This window comes from Candidatus Marivariicella sp. (genome assembly GCF_983056325.1).
This window is the reverse complement of sequence record NZ_CEZOWA010000014.1, coordinates 1-20,735: the sequence shown is the minus strand read 5'-3', so window position 1 is coordinate 20,735 and position 20,735 is coordinate 1. Positions and strand designations below refer to the sequence as shown.

Sequence of the window (20,735 nt, the reverse complement as noted above, 5' to 3'; positions counted from 1 at the left end):
AAATTAAATATATTCAATTTCATGTACATCACCTTCTTGATAATTATTAAACCCTTGATCCGTCATCCATTTGTTATTATAAATTTTACTCATGTATCTTGAGCCATGATCAGGAAAAATAACAACTACGTTACTGTTTTTATCAAAAAATGCTTGATTACTCAACTGAGCTAAAGCCTGCATTGCAGCTCCAGAGGTATATCCAACGAACATTCCTTCGTTTTTACATATATTTTTGGCCATATATGCACTATCCTCATCACTAACTTTTATAAAAAAATCAATTACAGTAAAATTAGTAGCTGAAGGTATTAAATTTTTACCTAAACCTTCAATTCTATTTGGATATATCTCATTTTCATCAAACTCTCCTGTATCATGATATTTTTTTAAAGCAGATCCATACGCATCAACACCAATAACTTTGATACTTGCGTTTTTTTCCTTTAAAAACTGTCCAGATCCTGACAATGTTCCACCTGTTCCAGAGCAACCTATCAAATGTGTTATTTTTTCATTTGTTTGATCCCATATTTCAGGACCAGTTGAAAGATAGTGTGATTTGGTATTAAGATCATTGAAATACTGATTTACATAAAACGAGTTCTTAATTTCTTTGTTGATTCTTTTTGCAACTTGATAATATGAACGAGAATCAGTAGAAGAAACATTTGCCGGACAAACATAAACTTTGGCCCCCATTGATTTTAGCATATTTATTTTATCAGAAGAAGATTTCGAACTTAAAGCTAGTATACATTTATAACCTCTAATTAATGAAACCATAGCAATACTAAAACCTGTATTACCTGAAGTAGTTTCAATTATTGTAGATCCTGGCTTAAGAAGCCCTCTTTTTTCGGCATCCTTAATTATATGGAGAGCAATTCTATCTTTATTAGAGTGACCCGGATTAAAAAATTCGCATTTCGCAAAATATTTACCGGGTAAATCTTTAACTATTCTATTTAATTTAATTAAAGGTGTATTTCCAATTAAATCAGTAAGATCATTTTGAATCAAAATTTGGTTTTTATTATATTTTGAATAATTGGTAGCAAATTTAAATAAAATTACTTAATTTTTTTACGATCAAGTTGGATTAAAAAGGTGTAATTTCTTGCGATTTCTTTTAATGCATCGAATCTACCTGATGCACCTCCATGGCCGGTATTCATATCTGTTTTTAGGAGTATTACATTAGAGTCTATCTTATAATCACGAAGTTTTGCAACCCATTTTGCTGGTTCCCAATATTGAACCTGTGAATCATGTAAACCCGTAGTCACTAAAATATTTGGATATTTTTGTTTTTTAACTTGATCATATGGAGAATACGAAAGCATGTACTCATAATAATCTTTATTATTTGGATTACCCCATTCATCATATTCACCAGTTGTTAGTGGGATTGTTTCATCCAACATTGTTGTAATTACATCTACAAAAGGTACTGCCGCAATTACACCGTTGTATATTTCAGGTGATTCATTTAAAATAACACCCATTAATAACCCTCCAGCTGACCCCCCCATTGCATATAGATGCTTTGATGATGTGTAATTCATGTTAATTAAATATTTTGAGCACAAAATAAAGTCATCAAACGTATTTTTTTTTTTGAATAGCTTTCCGTCTTCATACCAAGATCGACCTAGATATTCTCCTCCCCTAACATGAGCGATTGCAAAAACAAAGCCTCTATCCAATAAACTTAAACGAGTACTTGAAAAATACGGATCAATTGTTATTCCATACGATCCGTATGCATATTGAAGAAGAGGTGTTTCACTTGATAGTTTGGTGTTTTTATGATAGACTAATGATATTGGTATATTAACCCCATCAATTGCTTTAGCCCAGACTCTTTTTTCTTCATAATTATTTGAATTAAAAGTATCATCCAAAACAATTTGAGTTTTTAAAATGGTATTTTTTTTTGAATTTAAATCAAACTCCATAATTGTAGTTGGAGTTGATAATGAATTGTATGTGTACCTTAATTTTGAACTAGAAAAATCTAGATTATATTGACTAAACAAGCTGTAGGTTTCTCCTTCAACTGGAAGTGAATAGCTAGATATATTCTTATCCCAAGAATGTATAATTAATTGATTCAACCCATTTGATCTTTCGCTAGTAACCCAAAAGTCTTGAAACAGATCAATATCTTCTAGTAATACATCTTTTCTATTTTCAATTACAGTTGTCCAGAATTTTAATTCTGTTTTGTTAACTGGCGTTTTAACTAATTTGAAATTATTAGAGTTTTCATGATTTGTAATAATATAGAAATTATCTTTAAAGTGAGAAACACTGTATTCCAATCCTCTTATTCTCTTTTGAATTTTTTGGAAACTCTCTTTGGGGTGGTTTGCATTTAAAAATTGGTATTCTGAAGTTAGTGTGCTGTATGAGGAAATAAAAATATATTCACCAGACTTAGACTTTCCAATACTTACTTCAAAAGTATCATCTTTTTCAACATAAATTAAAACATCTTTATTATTATACAATTTTATATTATGCCTACGAACCTCATTAGATCTTAAGGTTTTTGGATCCTTTTTTGTATAAAATAAGTGTTTATTATCATTTGCCCAGACACTGCCTCCAGTTGTATTTTTTATATTCGTTTTGAGGTTTTTATTAGTCAGAAGATCCTTTACATATAAAGTGTATTTTCGTCTAGACTGAGTGTCTATAGCAAATGACATCTTGGTATTGTCAGGACTTATATTTAGACCAACTAAACTGAAATACTCAAAATTTTTCGCTTCTATATTAACATCAATAAGTATCTCCTCCCTGGCAGACAAAGAACCTTTTTTTCTTGAATAAATTGGATATGATTTTCCTATTTCGAAACGAGTAATATACCAATAATCGTTGTAAAAGTATGGAACTGAACTATCATCCTCTTTTATTCTACTTTTCATTTCTGAAAATAATTTGTTTTGAAGAGGCTTTGTTTGACTTGTTAATTTGTCATAGTAATCGTTTTCTCTTTCCAAATAATCAATTACTTCCGGATTATCTCTTTCTTTTAACCAATAATAATTATCAATTCTAATATCATCATGGATTTTATTTTGGTATGGAATTTTTTCTGCTATTGGAGGTAGAATACTATTATTTTCTTTCATTAAATAATTTCATTAGATGATATGGCAAAATTAATCCCAATAAGTAAATAAAAAAGTTTTTTGCTGAAAATCACATATAAAATTAAAATTTTAAATTAGTCAATATATTAATAGTATACAGATGCTGATCTTTGGTGTAATCTCTATGTGTTACCATTCTTATTTTACCTCTTCCAAGCTGAATTAACCTAATATTCTTTTTTGCAAGAGTTTTTATAAATAGATCTTCATTGTAAGATGGTTTTAATGAAAATATTACAATGTTTGTATCAATAGGTTGAACAAAATCAACATATGATAAACTAGTTAAAACTAATCCTAACTCAATTGCTTTCTCATGATCATTTATTAAATCATTTAAGTTATTATCTAAGGCATAGTTTGCTGCAGCGGCTATATAGCCTACTTGTCTCATCCCACCACCCAAAACTTTTCTATATCTGATGGCTTTTTTTATAGATTTATTACTCCCTAATAGCATTGAGCCAATTGGACAACCTAAGCCTTTACTAAAACAAACAGAAATAGTATCAAATAGGTTACCATAATCAATAGCTTTTGTATTAGTCGATATTATTGCATTCCATATTCTTGCACCGTCCAAGTGAATTGATATTTTTTTTTCTTTACATAGTGAACTAATAGACTCCAATGTTTTTATATTATAACATGCTCCACCTCCTTTATTAGATGTGTTTTCAAGACTAACTAAAGTTGTTGGAGGGCTGTGATAAAAATCTATTGGATTAATTACATTTTCAATTTGATTAGCATTTAATAAACCTCTGTTGCCTTGAATTAATCTACACGATACACCAGAATTGAAACTCACTCCTCCCCCCTCATAATGATAAATATGAGAATAATGATCACAGATTAATTGATCTCCAGGTTGGGTATGAATTTTAATAGCTACTTGGTTAGACATTGTTCCAGAAGGGAAAAACAAACCGGATTCCATACCAAATAACTTTGCAACCCTTTCTTCAAGCCTATTTAATGTTGGATCTTCTTTAAAGACATCATCTCCAACTTCAGCATTCATCATGGCATTTAACATACCTTTTGATGGAATAGTAAATGTATCACTAATTAAGTTTACCATAATAATTAAAAATCACAGGCAAATGAACCAATTGGAGAGCCATCCGGAATCTTTTCAGTTTCTAATGGAGATATAAGTTTAGGTTGTGACATAAACTGACTTATCTGATTTTGATAAAATTTTGAGAATTTTATTCCTGAATTTTTATCTAGTCTTTTAGATAAAAAATGCAAAGCATCAAAAATTTCAGCTCTTACTTGAGGATATAAATTACTTGTATTACTCAATATCATGAGATGTTTAAGTAAGTTAGATTGATTAATTTCATTAATTGATTGATGATAAGAATTAGATTCATCTGGTTTGAAGGTTTCATTGATTAATTGAAGAATAACTTCATTAAAAGTTAATTGATTTTTATAAACAGCTTCCTGTTGAATTAATCTTGAAACTCTTTGTGGGTTTAAAATCATACCAATTATAGCATCACTTAATGAATTTGCAATACCTAAATAATCAAATGTAACACCTGTTTGGGATCCAAAACTCTCACGATTCCTATAGTTTCCAAAAGTTCTTGGACTTAATAATGAATGAAGAGATTCTGGGATTGTTAATTCGGAGGGAGAAATACTATTCAACAGACTTTTTAACGCCTTTGATTGGTCATTTTTATTTACGGGATACGTTTTGTAATTAATATTACTTTTAACTCCATAGTCATAGTTTAATCCACCTATCGACTTAACAACTGCCTCAACTTGATATCTGTGAAGAAAATACATTGGAACTAATCTGTCTTCAAGTACCGAATAGTTTTCACCAACTCTAATGTTTTCTAATGAAAATTGATCCATAGCTATTTTTCTTATTTTTAATAAATTATCTAATTCATTAGTTGCAACTGAACCGTTATCCCATAAATGAGAAGTTGGGTGAGCCCCACCTATTGGTCTAGAATCAGAGTCGGAAATAAACCGATGTCCATCTAAATAACTTTTTTCAAGAATTTTTTGTAATTCAATATTCTCATCTACAGCATCTGAAAATTCGGAATAATTATAAGATACTGAAACCTTATCCCAGTCTCCTATTCCAATTGAATATGCATTATCATAATTGATTTTTCCATCAACTAAACTTAATGTGGGGTGAGGATAATCCATAACAGAAGACCTATTATTTGCACTTGCTGCAAAGTTATGAGCAAAACCTAAGGTATGCCCAATCTCATGAGCGGATAGTTGACGAATTCTAGCTAGAGCCATCTCTAATGCTTTACTTTCATTATTAGATCCGATTTTAAATGGAGATTCCGTTAACCCGAGAGCAATCATAAAATCTTGTCTTATTCGAAGACTTCCAAGACTAACTTGCCCCTTCAGTATTTCACCAGTTCTTGGATCAACTATACTTGCTCCATAACTCCAACCTCTTGTTGATCTGTGTATCCATTGGATAACATTAAATCTAACATCAAGAGGATCAGCATCATCTGGCAACATTTTGACTTGAAAAGCATTTTTAAACCCAATACTTTCAAAAGCTTGATTCCACCACCTTCCTCCCTCAAGTAATGCCGAACGAACTGGTTCTGGAGTTCCATTATCTAAATAGTAAATTATAGGTTCTATTGCTTCACTTATTTCCAGTTCCGGATTTTTCTTTTCTAATCGATGTCTCACAACATATTCTTGTAAAGTAGATTCACTTACAGGTGTTGCATAATCATAAAATCTAAATGCATTTACACCACTCCTTGGATCAAAAAGACGCATTTTAAAATCCAAAGGAGGTAGTTCAATAAAAGAATGATGTTGATGAACAGTTACTGCATCAGCAGAAGGTGTCACAGATCTTATTAAATTTCCTTGAGGTTGACCTTTAAAAGTTAATTGAACATCGAATTCAATATTTTCAGGAAATGCTTTAGTCCGATCAAGTTCCATTGATGATCTTGACTTATCAACGGAATATGAACCCTGTTTTCTTGATTTTAATCTCTGTGAAACACCATGTGTATCGTTTAATAAAAAATCATTTAAGTCTATAATATATTTATTATTATTAAATTCTTTAATCGAAAAACTCCATATAACTGATTTGGCAAATGCTTGTTTAATCGATTTCTTTTCTAAATAATTATCTGTATTCGCTCGATATTTTTGGTTAGGTTCGACTAATAACAACCTGTCTCCTGCCTTCTTAAAATATACAACCCTTCGGTTACCAAGCTGACCTCTATCAAGACCAATATCATTACTTCCTATTCCTTCACTTAAACTATTAACGTATAAGAAATCCTTTTCTAAATCGCTAACTTCTAAATATATGTGATCGTTTGGTTCGTTATAATAAAAATTAAAAAAACCTGAATATTTTTTCATAGAATCATATATAGAACTTTCAATCCTGTTGCTTTTACTGCCTTTTCTAAGTTCTTTACGCTGAGCTATCGTAAGTGACGATATAAAAATAAAAAGTGATGTGAGAGCGAATATTTTATTTTTCATTATGTATGTTTTAATTAAAACTAATAAAATTTGTGATATGATTGATTAGTTTTTAAACTAAAAAATCAATTAAATATCATAAAAAAAATATTTTATGATTACTATATAAATAAAGTCATTTACTTTTATATAAAAATTTAAATGCTCACTTCTGAATTATTTAAAGGGCTTATGGATCGCCTTGGTGCGTTAAGGAGGTATCTTTGACATTGCTGGAAAAGAAATAGAAATTTCGAACAAGGAAGAAAAAACTTTATCTCCTGATTTTTGGAAAAATCCCGAAAAAGCTGAAGTTTATATGCGAGATCTCCAATCTCAAAAGAAGTGGGTTACAGATTTCAAATTTATTGAAAATAAGTTAGAAGAATTAGAAATATTGTTAGAATATTTCAATGAAGGAGAAATAGAACACACAGAATTAAACACTCTTCATACTTATATCCTGAGTCTCTTTGAAAAAATTGAATTTAAGAATATGTTATCTGATGAAGGAGATAATCTATCTGCTGTACTTCAAATAACAGCTGGCGCAGGTGGAACAGAGAGCTGTGATTGGGCTGAAATGCTTATGAGAATGTATTTAATGTGGGGTGAAAAAAATGGATATAAATTAAAAGAATTAAACCATCAAGCTGGGGATGTAGCTGGAATCAAAACAGTGACGATTGAATTACAGGGTGAGTATGCATTTGGTTGGTTAAAAGGTGAAAACGGCGTTCATAGACTGGTTAGAATTTCTCCTTTTGACAGTAATGCTAAAAGACACACTTCTTTTGCTTCTGTTTATGTATATCCATTAGTTGACGATACAATTGAAATAATTATAAATCCATCTGATATTTCCTGGGAAACAATGCGTTCAAGTGGAGCGGGTGGTCAAAATGTTAATAAAGTTGAAACAGCAGTTAGGTTAAGACATAAAACATCAGGTATAGTTATAGAAAATTCTGAAACAAGATCTCAGTTGGAAAATAAGGGAAAGGCAATGCAGCTTCTTAAATCTCAATTATATGAGATTGAATTACAAAAAAAATTATCTGCAAGGGACGAAATAGAATCATCAAAAATGAAAATTGAATGGGGATCTCAAATTAGAAACTATGTGATGCACCCCTATAAATTAATAAAAGATGTTAGATCTAAAGTTGAAAGCAATGATGTTGATGGAGTATTGAATGGATCAATTGATTTATTTCTCAAGGGATATTTAATGTATATGGGACAAAAAAATGAAGCAAAAAACAGGTTATAAGCAAAATATTTTAAATATTAGAATTAAAATTTTGAATTCCCTTATTTAACCATTTTTTAAAAGTAGTTTTATCTGCATATTGTATTGGGTCATTCAGTAAAACCCCTTCACTTGTAATTAAAATATAAAAGGGTTGAGAGGCTGTTTTAAAATTCAAATATTGAAAAGTTGACCACTTTTGACCTATAGTTTTTATGCTTTTCAATGTGCCATTAGCACGCAATATATTAAACTGTTTATCCTTTGCTAGCTCACTTCTATCATCCACATATAATGAAACCAAAACTAAATCATTTTTTAAAATTTTGTAAATATCAGTATTAGACCACACGTTCTCCTCCATTCTTCTGCAATTCACACAAGCCCAGCCTGTAAAATCAATTAAAATTGGTTTATTTATTTTTTTTGCAAATTCTCTACCTTCAAAAAAATCTTTTTTACAATCCAGATTCAAGGGGCATTCACTACTTGAATCATCAATACTATAAAAAATTGGAGGAGGAAAACCACTCAGAAACTTTAGATTATTTTCTTTACTTGATATACCCTGCACTAGATAAAATGTAAATATTATAAAAAATGATCCAATGAATTTTCTTGAAAGTTTTATTTTATGTTTCGTTTCATGTGGAAAATAAAATACTCCAAATAAATATAAAGCAGTAAGTAGAGAAAGTATAGCCCATATTGAAATAAAAACTTCACGTTTTAAAATTCCCCAATGAGAGACTAAATCTGCATTAGATAGGAATTTTAAAGCTAATGCCAACTCAATAAATCCAATTACAATATTTGTTGTATTTAACCAATTACCTGATTTTGGAATAAATTTCAATGTTTTTGGAAATAAGGAAAATAAACCAAATGGAAGTGCTAAAGCTAATCCAAATCCCAACATACCATAAGTAAGTTGCATAGCGCCTCCGTCAGAAGATAAAGAACCAGCCAATAAAGAGCCGAGAATTGGACCTGTACAAGAAAAGGAAACTATAGATAGTGTAACAGCCATGAAAAATAAACCAAGAACTCCTTTCCACTTAGAAGAAGCCGAGTCAGAAAAATTTGACCATTTACTGGGTAAGGTAAGCTCATAAAATCCAAAAAATGAGAATGCAAAAAATACAAACACAAAAAAGAATAATAAGTTAACATAAACATTAGTTGAAATAACATTTAAAATTTCAGGATCCAACGAATCAAATAAATGAAATGGAAGACTTAATAAAACGTAAATAAAAATTATAAAAAATGAGTAAATTAATGAATCTTTTATTCCTTTAGATCTAGTTTTTTCGTTTTTAATAAAATACGAAACTGTTAAGGGAATCATTGGAAAAACACAGGGAGTTAACAAAGCAAGTATACCTCCTAAAATACCTAATATAAAAATACTAAAGTTACTTTCACTTGATTTAGGGTTAATACTAGTCACAAAATTTGATACAGATAAATCTAATTTCAAAGAACTAGCTATAGACTTACTTTTATCATCAATAGAAGTTGTTTTAGAGACACTTTTTTTATTAAAAACAAAAGTAAAGGGCTCGGATCTAAATACGCAGAGTTTGTCGTCACAGGCCTGGTATTCAACACTACCAGATATTAAATCTAAAGACTCATTATTCTTTATTTCAATTTCAAATAACGCAAATTTTTCAAAGTATTTTAAATCTTTTTCAAAAATTGGATCAAAGGAAACAATACTTTCCCCCTCTTTAACTTTTTTAATTTGACTGTATGGTTCTTGATCAAATAAAAATAGAGTCGAAAGGGGTGGTTCGTTTTCTATATTTTGAGAATATACATGCCACTTATCATCAATTTTAGCTTCAAACTTTAATTTAAGAATGGAATCATTTTTTATTTCATGAAAAAAATTCCATTTTACTGGCTCAATTATATCTTGAGAGAATAAAAAGTTTAATGAAACTAAAGAAATTAAAGAAATTAATAGAAATATTTTTTTCATTTAGCGATTATACTTTTATGCGAATATACATCCTTTTACTTGAATCATTTTTTGAAATAAATCGACTATCTGCCCTTCTACCAATTACCCAAACTACTTGGTCATCGTAGGTTAAAATCCATTGATTTTCTTTCTCAAATTTTGATAATTTTTCATCCTTAAAAAATTTACTTAATTTTTTTTTCCCCGACATCCCTTTAGGATAAAAAAAAGCACCTGAATAAGGTTTCTTTATTTCTAATATTAAATTTGATAAAGAAAAATCAACTTCAATTGAATTAGTTGAGTCAATAAAAGGTTTTAAACTTATTTCAATCTCAAATGGATGTTTTAATTTTTGTGGAAATAACTTAATTTGATAAGTAAAATCATTTTTTTTTTGAGATTTATTTCTTAAAATCAAACATTCTCGATCTCTTAATAAATCATGAGATGTTGAACTAATTAATTTTCCTGGTGAGGAATTAATTAATTTTAGCAGTTCGGTTGAACTATTGAATCCATATTTTTTAAAAATAGCATGCAAGAAGAAGTCATTTGGATAAAGACTTTCAAGATCTTTTATATGAATTTTTATGCCTGTATCAGTTTTTATAAAAAAATTAAGTTTAAAATTGTCTATTTGTGATTTCAAAGCAATATTGGCAAGACCAATATGATGAATTGATTTTTGAAATTGTTTTTCAATATTAGGTAGTATTTTTTTAAATTCTGGAACTACTTTATTTCTTATGGAGTTTCTTAAATAAGTATTATTAATATTACTCTGATCTTCATTCCATTTGAGTTTATTCAACTTAGCGTAATCTAAGATTTCTTCCTTAGTAAAATTCAATAATGGTCTTATAAGTTTACTTGATTCTGATATTCCGACAAGCCCCTCTATTCCGGAACCTCTTGCAATATTAATTAAAAATGTTTCTAATTGATCATTAAGATGATGAGCAGTTGATATAAAAGAAATATGATTTTGAATTAATAATTTTTCAAACCAATTATATCTAATTTCTCTAGCAGCCATCTGAATTGAACATTTATTTATTTTTGAGTATTCAATGGTATTAAATTTTTTATGAAATAGCTTAACATTTAATCTAGAAGCCAAATCTTTTACTAAGGTTTCATCTTTATCACTATGCTGTGATCGCAAACAATAATTACAATGCGCTATTGAAAATTTTAAATTTGTGTTTGAAAACAAATGAGATAGTACAACACTATCTACTCCCCCACTTACAGCAATAAGAGTTATTTTATTTTTAAGCTGAGGGTACAAAGATTCAATATCTAAAGAATGAAGATTCATTATTTTAAAATTAAGAAATAATCAGCGGGTTTTAAATACAAATTGTATTATTAATAAATCAATAAAAACAATTTATTAAATATGTAAGGGTCGATTGTCTGTAGCAGCAAGAGCGGCTTCTTTTATTGCTTCAGCATAAGTTGGATGAGAATGACTCATTCTAGAAATATCTTCAGCTGAGGCTCTAAACTCCATAGCAGTAACTGCTTCAGCTATCAAATCTGCAACTCTAGCACCCACCATATGAACTCCTAAAACTTCATCTGTAACTGAATCAGCCAATATTTTAACAAATCCATCAGTATCCATACTTGCTCTTGCTCTTCCTAAAGCCCTCATTGGAAACTGACCTACTTTATAATTAATACCTTCAGATTTTAGCATTTCTTCTGTTTTGCCTACCGAAGAAACTTCAGGCCAGGTATAGATTACATTTGGAATAAGATTATAATTAATATGTGGCTTTTGACCTGCAATAATTTCAGCAACCATTACTCCTTCTTCTTCAGCTTTGTGAGCTAACATTGCACCCCTTACAACATCTCCAATTGCATAAATACTTGAACTTGTCGATTGAAGATTTTCATTTACAATAACTTGTCCCTTCTCATTTAAAGTTACTCCTGCTGCCTTAGTATTTAAGCTTTTGGTATAGGGTTTTCTTCCAACAGAAACAAGACAATAATCACCTTCAAAGATTATCTCTGACTTTTTTTTATCTAATGCTTTTACTATTACACCATCATTTACTCTATCAACTTCAATAACTGTATGAGAAAAATAGAATTTAACACCTTGTTTTTTTAAAACTTTAGTTAATTCTCTAGAAATACTAGAATCCATTATTGGTGTTATACGATCAGCATATTCGACAACTGTAACTTCAGAACCCAATCGTCGATATACTTGACCCAATTCTAAACCAATAACACCTCCTCCAATTACGATCATATGTTTTGGAATTTCTTTCAAAGAAAGAGCCTCTGTAGATGTAATAATTCTTTCTTTATCAACTTTTGCAAAAGGTAAATTAGTTGGTTTTGATCCTGTTGCAATTATTGTATTTTTTGTTTTAATCACTTCAGATTTGTCAGAATTAATTTTAATATGATTTGAATCTTCAAAACTGCCAATACCATGAAAAACATCAATTTTATTTTTATCCATTAGATAATCAATACCTTTTGTAGTTTGATCAACAACTGACTGTTTTCTGCCAATCATTTTTTCAAGATTAACTTTAATTTCTCCTGAAATCTCTATTCCATGAGTATTAAAGTTTTTAATAGCTTCCTCATAATGATGGGATGAATCAAGAAGAGATTTTGAAGGAATACACCCCACATTTAAACATGTACCTCCTAAGGTTTTGTATTTTTCGATTAAAGCTGTTTTAAGTCCCAGTTGTGAACATCTTATTGCGGCAACATAACCTCCTGGACCTGATCCAATTACAGTAACATCGTATGATTTCATAGTATCAATTTAATAATAATGTAAAATTAGTTAGAAAATTCTTAACATTGTACATATAGATATAATCTTAAATTTTAAATTTTGAACAAAGTAAAGGGACTTCCAATTATTTCATCATTAATTCCGTTAATATTATTAATAATACTTCTTGCTTATAATGTTTTTGTTTTTGGAGATAATGCACTGTCAGGATCAAATCAATTTATTTTATTAATTGGAGCATCAATTGCTGCAATTGTTGGATTTTACTACAAAGTATCCTATAAGGATATGCTCTCTAAAGTAGCTGATAATTTTCAATCAGTTGCAGGTGCAATTTTAATTTTACTTTTTGTAGGAGCATTAGCGGGAACTTGGTTAGCGAGTGGTATAATTCCAGCTATGATTTATTATGGTTTAAAAATTTTACATCCTTCTATCTTTTTACCATCGTGCATAATAATATGTTCCATAATATCTCTGGCTACCGGAAGCAGTTGGACTACCTCTGCAACAGTAGGTATCGCATTAATTGGAATTGGCAAAGCCTTGGGTCTTCCCCCAGGAATGATTGCTGGTGCGGTAATATCTGGAGCATATTTTGGTGATAAATTATCTCCATTAAGTGATACTACAAATTTAGCTCCTGCAATGTCTGGAGGAGATTTATTTAATCATATTAAGTATATGACTTTAACTACTGTTCCAAGCATACTTATTACTATAATAGTTTTTGTAATCCTCGGATTTTTTCAAGAAGAAAAGGGTGCAGCTGATATTTTAACTTTGCTCAAAAATATAGAATTAAAATTCAATATTAATTACTGGCTATTTATAGTTCCAGCCTCAGTTATTTTTTTAATTTCAAAAAAAACACCTCCATTAATTGCTTTATTAGCAGGCACTATTTTAGGAGCTATATTTGCATTAATTTTCCAACCCAATATAGTATTAGCATTAAGTGGAGAAAATATATATAACTTCTCAAGTGCGTATAAAGGAATTTTAAATGCAATCACTATTGGTACTCAGATAGAAACTGAAAATCAACTTTTATACGACCTTTTTTCATCCGGAGGAATGAAAGGAATGTTAGACACCATCTGGTTAATAATATGCGCGATGGTTTTTGGAGGCGTAATGGAAGCTATAGGGGCACTAACTTCAATCACAAATACACTTTTAAGTTGGGCTAAATCTACGTTTCAATTGTTTGCGAGTACCGTCGCTACTTGTTTGACAATCAACCTAACTGCCTCAGATCAGTATTTAGCCATTGTAATACCAGGTAAAATGTTTTCTAAAGCATATAAAGATCGAAATCTAGCTCCAGAAAACCTAAGTAGGACATTAGAGGATTCTGGAACTGTTACATCAGCATTAATTCCCTGGAATACCTGTGGTGCGTATCAATCAAGTGTCCTTAATGTTGGTGTTAGTGAATATTTTTTATATGCAATTTTTAATTGGATAAGTCCATTTATGACTTTACTTTATGCGGCATTAAAAATAAAAATTCGTTCTTTAAAATAGTATTCATAAATAAAGTTCTAATGTAAAATCAAATCATTACTAATTTGTATTTTTGTAATCAAGATTTCGATATTTAATTAAATAGATGGCGATAAGTAAAAAAAAGAATTCAACTTCCAAAGAGGCTATTAGACAAAGAACTGTTATTCTAGGAAGTTTTTTGATTTTGATAAGCTTTATACTTTTTATTTCCTTTACGTCATATCTTTTAACTTGGGAAGCTGATCAATCAGCACTTGAATCTTTCAGTAATCGAGATATTCAAACACAAAATGCCCTAAGTAAAATCGGTGCATGGCTTGGACACTTATTTATATTTAACCTTTTTGGAATTCCATCTTATATTTTTTCTTATTTAATTTTCATAACCGGCTCGGTTCTTTTTTTTAAAACTTCCAGGAAAAGTTTAGTTATTAAATGGGCTTGGGGTTTGAATTATATTTTATTTGGCTCTCTATTTCTTAATTTTTTTCGTGAAGAATATGATATTATAAATGGAGTTGTTGGATATGAAATATCAGATTTTATTATTGATTATACTGGTTTGTTTGGTTTTAGCACGATAGTATTTTTTTATTTTTTATGTATTATTGTTTTCCATTGGGAATTCACTCCAGAAAAGCTATTTCAACATATTAAAAAATTAAAAACAGTTAAACCCACTGATATTATTGATGAAAGTTCATTTGAAAATAATATATCTAAACCAGAAGTTACACAACCCCATACAAATGACTCTTTAATCAAAGGGTCTTTAGATGATGATGATGATGATTCGAATGAAAAATTAATAAATGATATTTTGCCAACTATTTCAAAAGTAGATGGTGATGATGATTTAAAGATGGAAATTAAAGACACATATCAAAAGTCCGAAGATGAATTATCTGAAAAATTAGTCAGAGAACAAGGAGAGTTTGATCCAACTTTAGAATTAAGTAATTATAAAATTCCATCGATTGATTTATTAAAAGACTACCCTAACACAGGCATAACTATTAATGAGGAGGAACTTGAAGAAAATAAAATTAAAATTGTAGATACTTTAAAAAATTATAAAATTGGAATTGCTCAGATAAAAGCTACAATTGGACCCACAGTAACACTTTATGAGATTGTCCCTGAGGCAGGAATAAGAATTTCTAAAATTAAAAACCTTGAAGATGATATAGCACTTTCCTTATCAGCTCTTGGAATAAGAATAATTGCTCCTATCCCTGGTAAAGGAACAATTGGTATTGAAGTGCCAAATCAAAACCCAAGTATTGTTTCAATGAAATCAGTTATTTCATCAAGTAAGTTCCAAAAAGCAGAAATGGAATTGCCAATTGCTCTTGGTAAAACAATAAGTAACGAAACTTTTGTTGTTGATCTTACAAAGATGCCACATTTACTTATGGCCGGAGCAACAGGTCAAGGTAAGTCAGTAGGTTTAAATGCTGTCTTAACTTCACTTTTATATAAAAAACATCCATCTGAAGTTAAGTTTGTTTTAGTTGATCCAAAAAAGGTTGAATTAACAATTTATAATAAAATTGAAAGACATTATCTAGCTAAATTACCAGATAGTCAAGATCCTATAATAACTGATAATAGTAAAGTAATAAATACCTTAAACTCTTTGTGTATAGAGATGGATGATAGGTATGAACTTTTAAAAAATGCGTTGTGTAGAAATTTAGTGGAATACAACACTAAATTTAAAAATAGAAAACTTAATCCTAATGATGGATATAAATATCTACCCTACATAGTTCTTGTAGTTGATGAGTTTGCTGATTTAATAATGACAGCAGGGAAAGAAGTAGAAACCCCAATTGCTCGTTTAGCTCAATTAGCTAGAGCGGTTGGAATTCACTTAATCATAGCCACACAAAGGCCCTCAGTAAATGTAATTACTGGTATAATCAAGGCAAATTTCCCAGCTAGAATTGCATTTAGAGTAACTTCAAAAATTGATTCTAGAACAATTTTAGATAGCGGTGGAGCAGATCAATTAATAGGTAGAGGAGATATGTTATATACTCAGGGAAATGAATTATCAAGAATTCAATGTGCTTTTGTCGATACACCTGAAGTAGATCAAATTGCAGATTACATAGGTTCTCAAAGTGGGTTTAGTGATGCTTATATCCTCCCAGAGTATACTAGTGAGGAGAGTAATGTTCTAGATATTGATGCCTCTGATAGGGATGCGTTATTTAGAGATGCTGCTGAAGTTATAGTAATAGCTCAACAAGGTTCTGCTTCACTTTTACAAAGAAAATTAAAATTAGGGTATAATAGAGCAGGACGAATAATAGATCAAATGGAAGCTGCTGGAATAGTAGGACCTTTTGAGGGAAGTAAGGCTAGACAAGTATTAATTTCAGATTTAAATCATTTAAAAAATCATTTAGATAATGAGTCAATATAGAACACAAACATTATTGCTCCTTCTTTTTAGTATACCGACATTACTATTAAGTCAAACCTCTTTAAAGGCTAAAAAACTTTTGGATGACACCTCAGTTCAAATGAGAAATTATAATAATTATCAATTTAAATTTAAATATTCTTTGGAGAACAGTAGTGAAAATATAAAACAGGAAACCAATGGAAGTGTAGTTGTTTCGCAAGAGAAATACAAATTAATTACTTTAGATATAACTCAGTTATTTGATGGGAAAAATTTATATACAATTTTTCCTGAAAATGAAGAAGTCTTAATTACGAGCTCTGATCAAGAAGAAAATATTTTATTAAATCCTACGGAGTTAATAGATATTTATAAAACTGGTTACGACTTCCAATGGGATATAATTCAAAATGTAGAGGGAAATAAAATTCAATATGTAAAATTAATTCCATCTGAAGAAAGTTTAGACATTTCCTATATTTTACTTGGGATTAATACAAAATCTAAAAATATATATAAAATTATAGAGATTGGTAAACAAAGAACTACCACCACTCTAACAATCGAAAATTTTGTTATTAATAAAAATATTCCTGATACAATTTTTGTTTTTAATAAAGTTGACTATCCAGGCTATTATATAAACTAATGATTAAAATAATTGATTTATATATTTTAAAGCTCTATACCTCTAGACTGGTTTCAGTCTTTTTTATTTGTATGCTAATATTTATAATACAAGCATTTTGGCTTTATATAGACGAATTAGCTGGAAAAGGTTTAGATTTTATAACAATATTTAGATTTTTAATCTACTACTCTCCTAAACTGGTCCCACTTGTTCTACCTCTTTCTGTTCTGTTGGCTTCTCTTATGACATATGGTACTCTTGCTGAAAACTATGAGTTTGCAGCTATGAAATCTACTGGAATTTCATTACAAAGGTCTATGATGTCATTAATAATTTTCCATACATTCCTAGGTATTGGAACATACTTTTTTTCAAATCATATAATTCCATATGGTGAATTAAAATCTTACAACTTAAGGAAAAATATTTCAAAATTAAAGCCTGCACTCGCAATAAGAGAGGGAGTTTTTAATGATTTAGGACAAATGACCATAAAAGTCATGAATAAGTATGGTGATAATGATCAGTTTATGGATGATATAATTATTCATGAAAAAAGTAATGATAATAGAAACAGGGTTGTGATTAAATCTGAGTCGGGTGAGTTAAAGAGTGAAACTACCGATGCAATGCTTCAAATGGTTCTATATAATGGTTACAGATATGAAGATATTGTTCCTAAAAATATAAGTGAGCAAAATAAATATCCGTTTGCGAAGGTTCACTTTGAAGAGTACATTATGAATATCGATCTTTCACAATTTAATAATGTAGATTTGGATGCGCAAGACTATACAACTACATACAGGATGCAAAAAGTTATCCAATTAAAAGAAAGCATTGATTCTTTAGAAATTGATTTTAACGAGCAAAAGTTTGTATTTAGTGAAAATTTCAATAAAACAAATGGACTTTCACAACTACCTATGATTGAAAAAGATAGTGTTAGTCTCCCTGAATCATTGAAAGCTAATGTTTTAGAGTTTATGAATTTTGAAAAAAAATTTAAATATGCGGAAGTTATTAGAACATCCATACCTCCTTTAAATGGGACTATTAATAATTTGAAAAGTAAAAAGAGAAATTTTTTCTTATTTCAAAAATTAATAAATCTCCACAAGACTACACTTTATGATAAGTATGCTCTAATATTTGCTTCAATACTTCTTTTTTTTATTGGGGCATCTTTAGGTGCGATTATTAAAAAAGGGGGGCTAGGTTTACCACTAGTTTTATCCGTTGTTATTTTTCTAATCTACCATTACATAGGGCTTTTTAGTAAAAATGCAGCAGAAGATAACAGTATTTCTCCTATGCTTGCATCATGGATATCAACAATTATTTTAACCCCATTTGCTTATATATTAGTAAACAGGGCGACTTCAGATAAAGAATTAATAAACCTTGACCCTATTATTGTTCCAATTCAAAAACTTTATTCTAAGTACATAAAAGAAAAAAAAGATCAATGAAAAAACAAATAGAATTAAATACAATTCCAGAGGCAATATCAGATATAAAAAGTGGTAAAATTATAATTGTTGTTGATGATGAAAATAGGGAAAATGAAGGTGACTTTATTTGTGCTGCTGAAATGATAACTCCAGAATTAGTTAATTTCATGATTACACATGGAAGAGGTCTTGTTTGTGTTCCATTAAATGAAAATAGATGTACTGAGCTGAATCTTGATAAGATGGTATCGAACAATACAGATCCTTTGGAAACAGCATTTACAGTATCTGTTGATTTAAAAGGAAATGGTATAACTACTGGAATATCTGCAAATGACAGGTCTAAAACAATTAAAGCGTTAGTAAATACCAAGACACAACCGCATAACTTATCTAGACCAGGACATGTGTTTCCACTAATTGCAAAGGAAGGCGGTGTTTTAAGAAGAACTGGTCACACAGAAGCCGCAATTGATTTTGCAAGATTGGCTGGTTTAAAATCTGCAGGTGTTATTGTAGAAATAATCAATGATGATGGTTCAATGGCAAGACTTCCAGAATTAGATAAAATTGCAAAAAAGTTTGACTTAAAAATTGTCTCTATTGAAAACTTAGTTGCTTACAGAATGGAGCATGATAGTTTAATTCTCAAAAAAGTTGATACGGAAATAGAAACTAGATTTGGAAAATTTAGATTAAGAGCATATCAGCAAACAACTAATAGTCAAATTCATTTAGCACTTTCTATAGGAGAATGGCAGGCAAAAGAGCCAATCTTGACAAGGATAAACTCGTCGAGAATACATGATGACATTTTAGGACTTTTAACTGGTGCATCAGATAAAAGCCTTGATGGCATATTTTCATTAATCAATAATGAGAAAAAAGGAGCTATATTATTTATTAATCACCAAGAATCTAGTGAAGATCTCTTATCTAGAATTAACATATTAAAGGATATCCAAGATCAAGGAAATAAAAACAAAGTTCCACCTTTGAGAATGGATTACAAGGATTTTGGAATTGGAGCTCAAATTTTACATGATTTAAACATTACAAAACTCAAAATTATTAGTAATTCAAAGCAAATACCACGTATTGGATTAACGGGTTATGGATTAGAAATTATTGATCAAATTGGATACTAAAAAAACCATAGTTTTATTGCCATTGCAATAACCATTATTAGTAAAGAAAATTTTATAACCTTTTCCCCTTTTCTTACAGAATATCTACTGGTAATCCATGCTCCAAATATTGTTCCAAAGGAAAGCCAGAGTCCCATAGTCCAATTAACTTTATTATTATAAGCAAATAGAGCTAATGCTCCAAGGGTATATATACCAACTAAAGCAACTTTTGCTGCATTTGTTTTGATAAGAGAAAGTCTATTATATCTAGTTAAAAAAAACATAATAACTATTCCAATTCCAGCATTAATAAACCCACCATATATTCCAATAAAAAAAAATCCTATACAGCTATTTATTAAATACTTACCTTTTAATCTCTCTTCTAATACTTTAATATTATTTTTTGGTTTAAAAACAATTAAAATACCAACAACTACAATTATTATAGCCAATATTTTATTAAATAAATCACCTTGAATATCAATAGCAATTTGTGCTCCAATTAATGCGCCAACTGATGCAGAAACTCCTAAATAAATATTAAAAGGGTATGTGCTAATTCCTTTACTTTTATAACCTAAAGTCCCAGAAATTGATTGCATTAAGATTCCTATTCTGTTTGTTCCATTTGCAACACCAGGAGGTAAACCCAAAAAAATTAAGATTGGTAGTGTTAAAAGAGAACCACCTCCCGCAAGAGTATTAATTACACCTGCTATAAAGCCAGATACAACTAATATGATTATTTCTTGAACACCTTCCATATTATAAATATACTTAGTAAATAAAAGCTTTTTACAATCTTTTTTTATTACTTAAAAAACAATGTATATTTGCCACCGCAAAGGAGAAATGGCAGAGTGGTCGAATGCGGCAGTCTTGAAAACTGTTGAGGGTCAC

At 29.7% G+C, this 20,735-nt stretch carries 14 protein-coding genes; 6 read left to right on the top strand and 8 right to left on the bottom strand.

The window, feature by feature from the left end; genetic code table 11:
* Positions 1-3: 3 nt before the first annotated feature.
* From AC3ATN_RS05865 to AC3ATN_RS05850, 4 genes are all read right to left on the bottom strand, one after another.
* Entirely contained in the window at positions 4-1,023 is a 1,020-nt protein-coding gene (locus AC3ATN_RS05865) for a PLP-dependent cysteine synthase family protein (RefSeq protein ID WP_487532313.1), read from the bottom strand.
* Between the two features lie 50 nt (positions 1,024-1,073).
* On the bottom strand, positions 1,074-3,146 hold the full coding sequence (locus AC3ATN_RS05860; protein ID WP_487532311.1) for a S9 family peptidase: 2,073 nt from the start codon (positions 3,144-3,146) through the stop codon (positions 1,074-1,076).
* 82 nt (positions 3,147-3,228) lie between these two features.
* Positions 3,229-4,251 (bottom strand): threonine aldolase family protein, encoded by a 1,023-nt coding sequence (locus tag AC3ATN_RS05855; RefSeq protein ID WP_487532310.1) that lies wholly within the window; start codon positions 4,249-4,251, stop codon positions 3,229-3,231.
* A 5-nt stretch (positions 4,252-4,256) separates the two neighbouring features.
* Positions 4,257-6,704, bottom strand: a complete 2,448-nt coding sequence (locus AC3ATN_RS05850; protein ID WP_487532309.1) for a zinc-dependent metalloprotease — start codon at positions 6,702-6,704, stop codon at positions 4,257-4,259.
* Positions 6,705-6,845: 141 nt separating this feature from the next.
* Between AC3ATN_RS05850 and prfB the strand changes: the two genes are divergently transcribed.
* Positions 6,846-7,956, top strand: a protein-coding gene (gene prfB, locus AC3ATN_RS05845) for a peptide chain release factor 2 (RefSeq protein ID WP_487532308.1) whose coding sequence is annotated in 2 segments (ribosomal slippage) — positions 6,846-6,908 and positions 6,910-7,956 — 1,110 coding nt in all. Because the reading frame shifts where the segments join, the coding sequence is not laid out codon by codon here.
* Positions 7,957-7,966: 10 nt separating this feature from the next.
* Here prfB and AC3ATN_RS05840 read toward each other — a convergent pair.
* The 3 genes from AC3ATN_RS05840 to lpdA all read right to left on the bottom strand — a co-directional run bounded on the left by AC3ATN_RS05840 (position 7,967) and on the right by lpdA (position 12,707).
* Positions 7,967-9,925 (bottom strand): protein-disulfide reductase DsbD family protein, encoded by a 1,959-nt coding sequence (locus tag AC3ATN_RS05840; protein WP_487532307.1) that lies wholly within the window; start codon positions 9,923-9,925, stop codon positions 7,967-7,969.
* Positions 9,926-9,932: 7 nt separating this feature from the next.
* A complete protein-coding gene (tilS, locus tag AC3ATN_RS05835; RefSeq protein ID WP_487532306.1) occupies positions 9,933-11,231 on the bottom strand; it encodes a tRNA lysidine(34) synthetase TilS in 1,299 nt (432 codons plus the stop codon).
* 75 nt (positions 11,232-11,306) lie between these two features.
* Positions 11,307-12,707, bottom strand: a complete 1,401-nt coding sequence (gene lpdA / locus AC3ATN_RS05830; RefSeq protein ID WP_487532305.1) for a dihydrolipoyl dehydrogenase — start codon at positions 12,705-12,707, stop codon at positions 11,307-11,309.
* Between the two features lie 81 nt (positions 12,708-12,788).
* Between lpdA and nhaC the strand changes: the two genes are divergently transcribed.
* The 5 genes from nhaC (at position 12,789) to ribB (ending at position 19,850) form a co-directional block, all read left to right on the top strand.
* Positions 12,789-14,219, top strand: coding sequence for a Na+/H+ antiporter NhaC (nhaC, locus tag AC3ATN_RS05825; RefSeq protein ID WP_487532304.1), 1,431 nt, complete (start codon positions 12,789-12,791; stop codon positions 14,217-14,219).
* Between the two features lie 85 nt (positions 14,220-14,304).
* Entirely contained in the window at positions 14,305-16,635 is a 2,331-nt protein-coding gene (locus tag AC3ATN_RS05820) for an FtsK/SpoIIIE family DNA translocase (protein ID WP_487532303.1), read from the top strand.
* Positions 16,622-17,266 (top strand): outer membrane lipoprotein periplasmic chaperone LolA1, encoded by a 645-nt coding sequence (gene lolA1 / locus AC3ATN_RS05815; RefSeq protein WP_487532302.1) that lies wholly within the window; start codon positions 16,622-16,624, stop codon positions 17,264-17,266. The genes AC3ATN_RS05820 and lolA1 overlap by 14 nt, the downstream gene beginning before the upstream one ends.
* Positions 17,266-18,720: an LptF/LptG family permease gene (locus AC3ATN_RS05810; RefSeq protein WP_487532300.1), complete on the top strand. Its 1,455-nt coding sequence runs from the start codon at positions 17,266-17,268 to the stop codon at positions 18,718-18,720. The genes lolA1 and AC3ATN_RS05810 overlap by 1 nt, the downstream gene beginning before the upstream one ends.
* The gene (ribB, locus tag AC3ATN_RS05805; protein WP_487532298.1) at positions 18,717-19,850 is read left to right on the top strand and encodes a 3,4-dihydroxy-2-butanone-4-phosphate synthase; all 1,134 of its coding nucleotides are present in this window, start codon (positions 18,717-18,719) and stop codon (positions 19,848-19,850) included. Before AC3ATN_RS05810 ends, ribB begins: the two co-directional genes overlap by 4 nt.
* Here the strand turns inward: ribB and AC3ATN_RS05800 are convergent.
* Positions 19,847-20,599 carry a sulfite exporter TauE/SafE family protein gene (locus tag AC3ATN_RS05800; protein WP_487532297.1) on the bottom strand — a complete coding sequence of 251 codons (753 nt, stop codon included), beginning with the start codon at positions 20,597-20,599 and terminating at the stop codon, positions 19,847-19,849. The two genes, ribB and AC3ATN_RS05800, sit on opposite strands and share 4 nt — an antisense overlap.
* Positions 20,600-20,735: the final 136 nt, after the last annotated feature.

Excerpts from the sequence above, each read along its gene's own strand:
- AC3ATN_RS05860 (WP_487532311.1), bottom strand. The coding sequence starts at position 3,146 with ATGAAAGAAAATAATAGTATTCTACCTCCAATAGCAGAAAAAATTCCA.
- AC3ATN_RS05855 (WP_487532310.1), bottom strand. The coding sequence starts at position 4,251 with ATGGTAAACTTAATTAGTGATACATTTACTATTCCATCAAAAGGTATG.
- AC3ATN_RS05850 (WP_487532309.1), bottom strand. The coding sequence starts at position 6,704 with ATGAAAAATAAAATATTCGCTCTCACATCACTTTTTATTTTTATATCG.
- AC3ATN_RS05840 (WP_487532307.1), bottom strand. The coding sequence starts at position 9,925 with ATGAAAAAAATATTTCTATTAATTTCTTTAATTTCTTTAGTTTCATTA.
- tilS (WP_487532306.1), bottom strand. The coding sequence starts at position 11,231 with ATGAATCTTCATTCTTTAGATATTGAATCTTTGTACCCTCAGCTTAAA.
- lpdA (WP_487532305.1), bottom strand. The coding sequence starts at position 12,707 with ATGAAATCATACGATGTTACTGTAATTGGATCAGGTCCAGGAGGTTAT.
- AC3ATN_RS05820 (WP_487532303.1), top strand. The coding sequence starts at position 14,305 with ATGGCGATAAGTAAAAAAAAGAATTCAACTTCCAAAGAGGCTATTAGA.
- lolA1 (WP_487532302.1), top strand. The coding sequence starts at position 16,622 with ATGAGTCAATATAGAACACAAACATTATTGCTCCTTCTTTTTAGTATA.
- AC3ATN_RS05810 (WP_487532300.1), top strand. The coding sequence starts at position 17,266 with ATGATTAAAATAATTGATTTATATATTTTAAAGCTCTATACCTCTAGA.
- ribB (WP_487532298.1), top strand. The coding sequence starts at position 18,717 with ATGAAAAAACAAATAGAATTAAATACAATTCCAGAGGCAATATCAGAT.
- AC3ATN_RS05800 (WP_487532297.1), bottom strand. The coding sequence starts at position 20,599 with ATGGAAGGTGTTCAAGAAATAATCATATTAGTTGTATCTGGCTTTATA.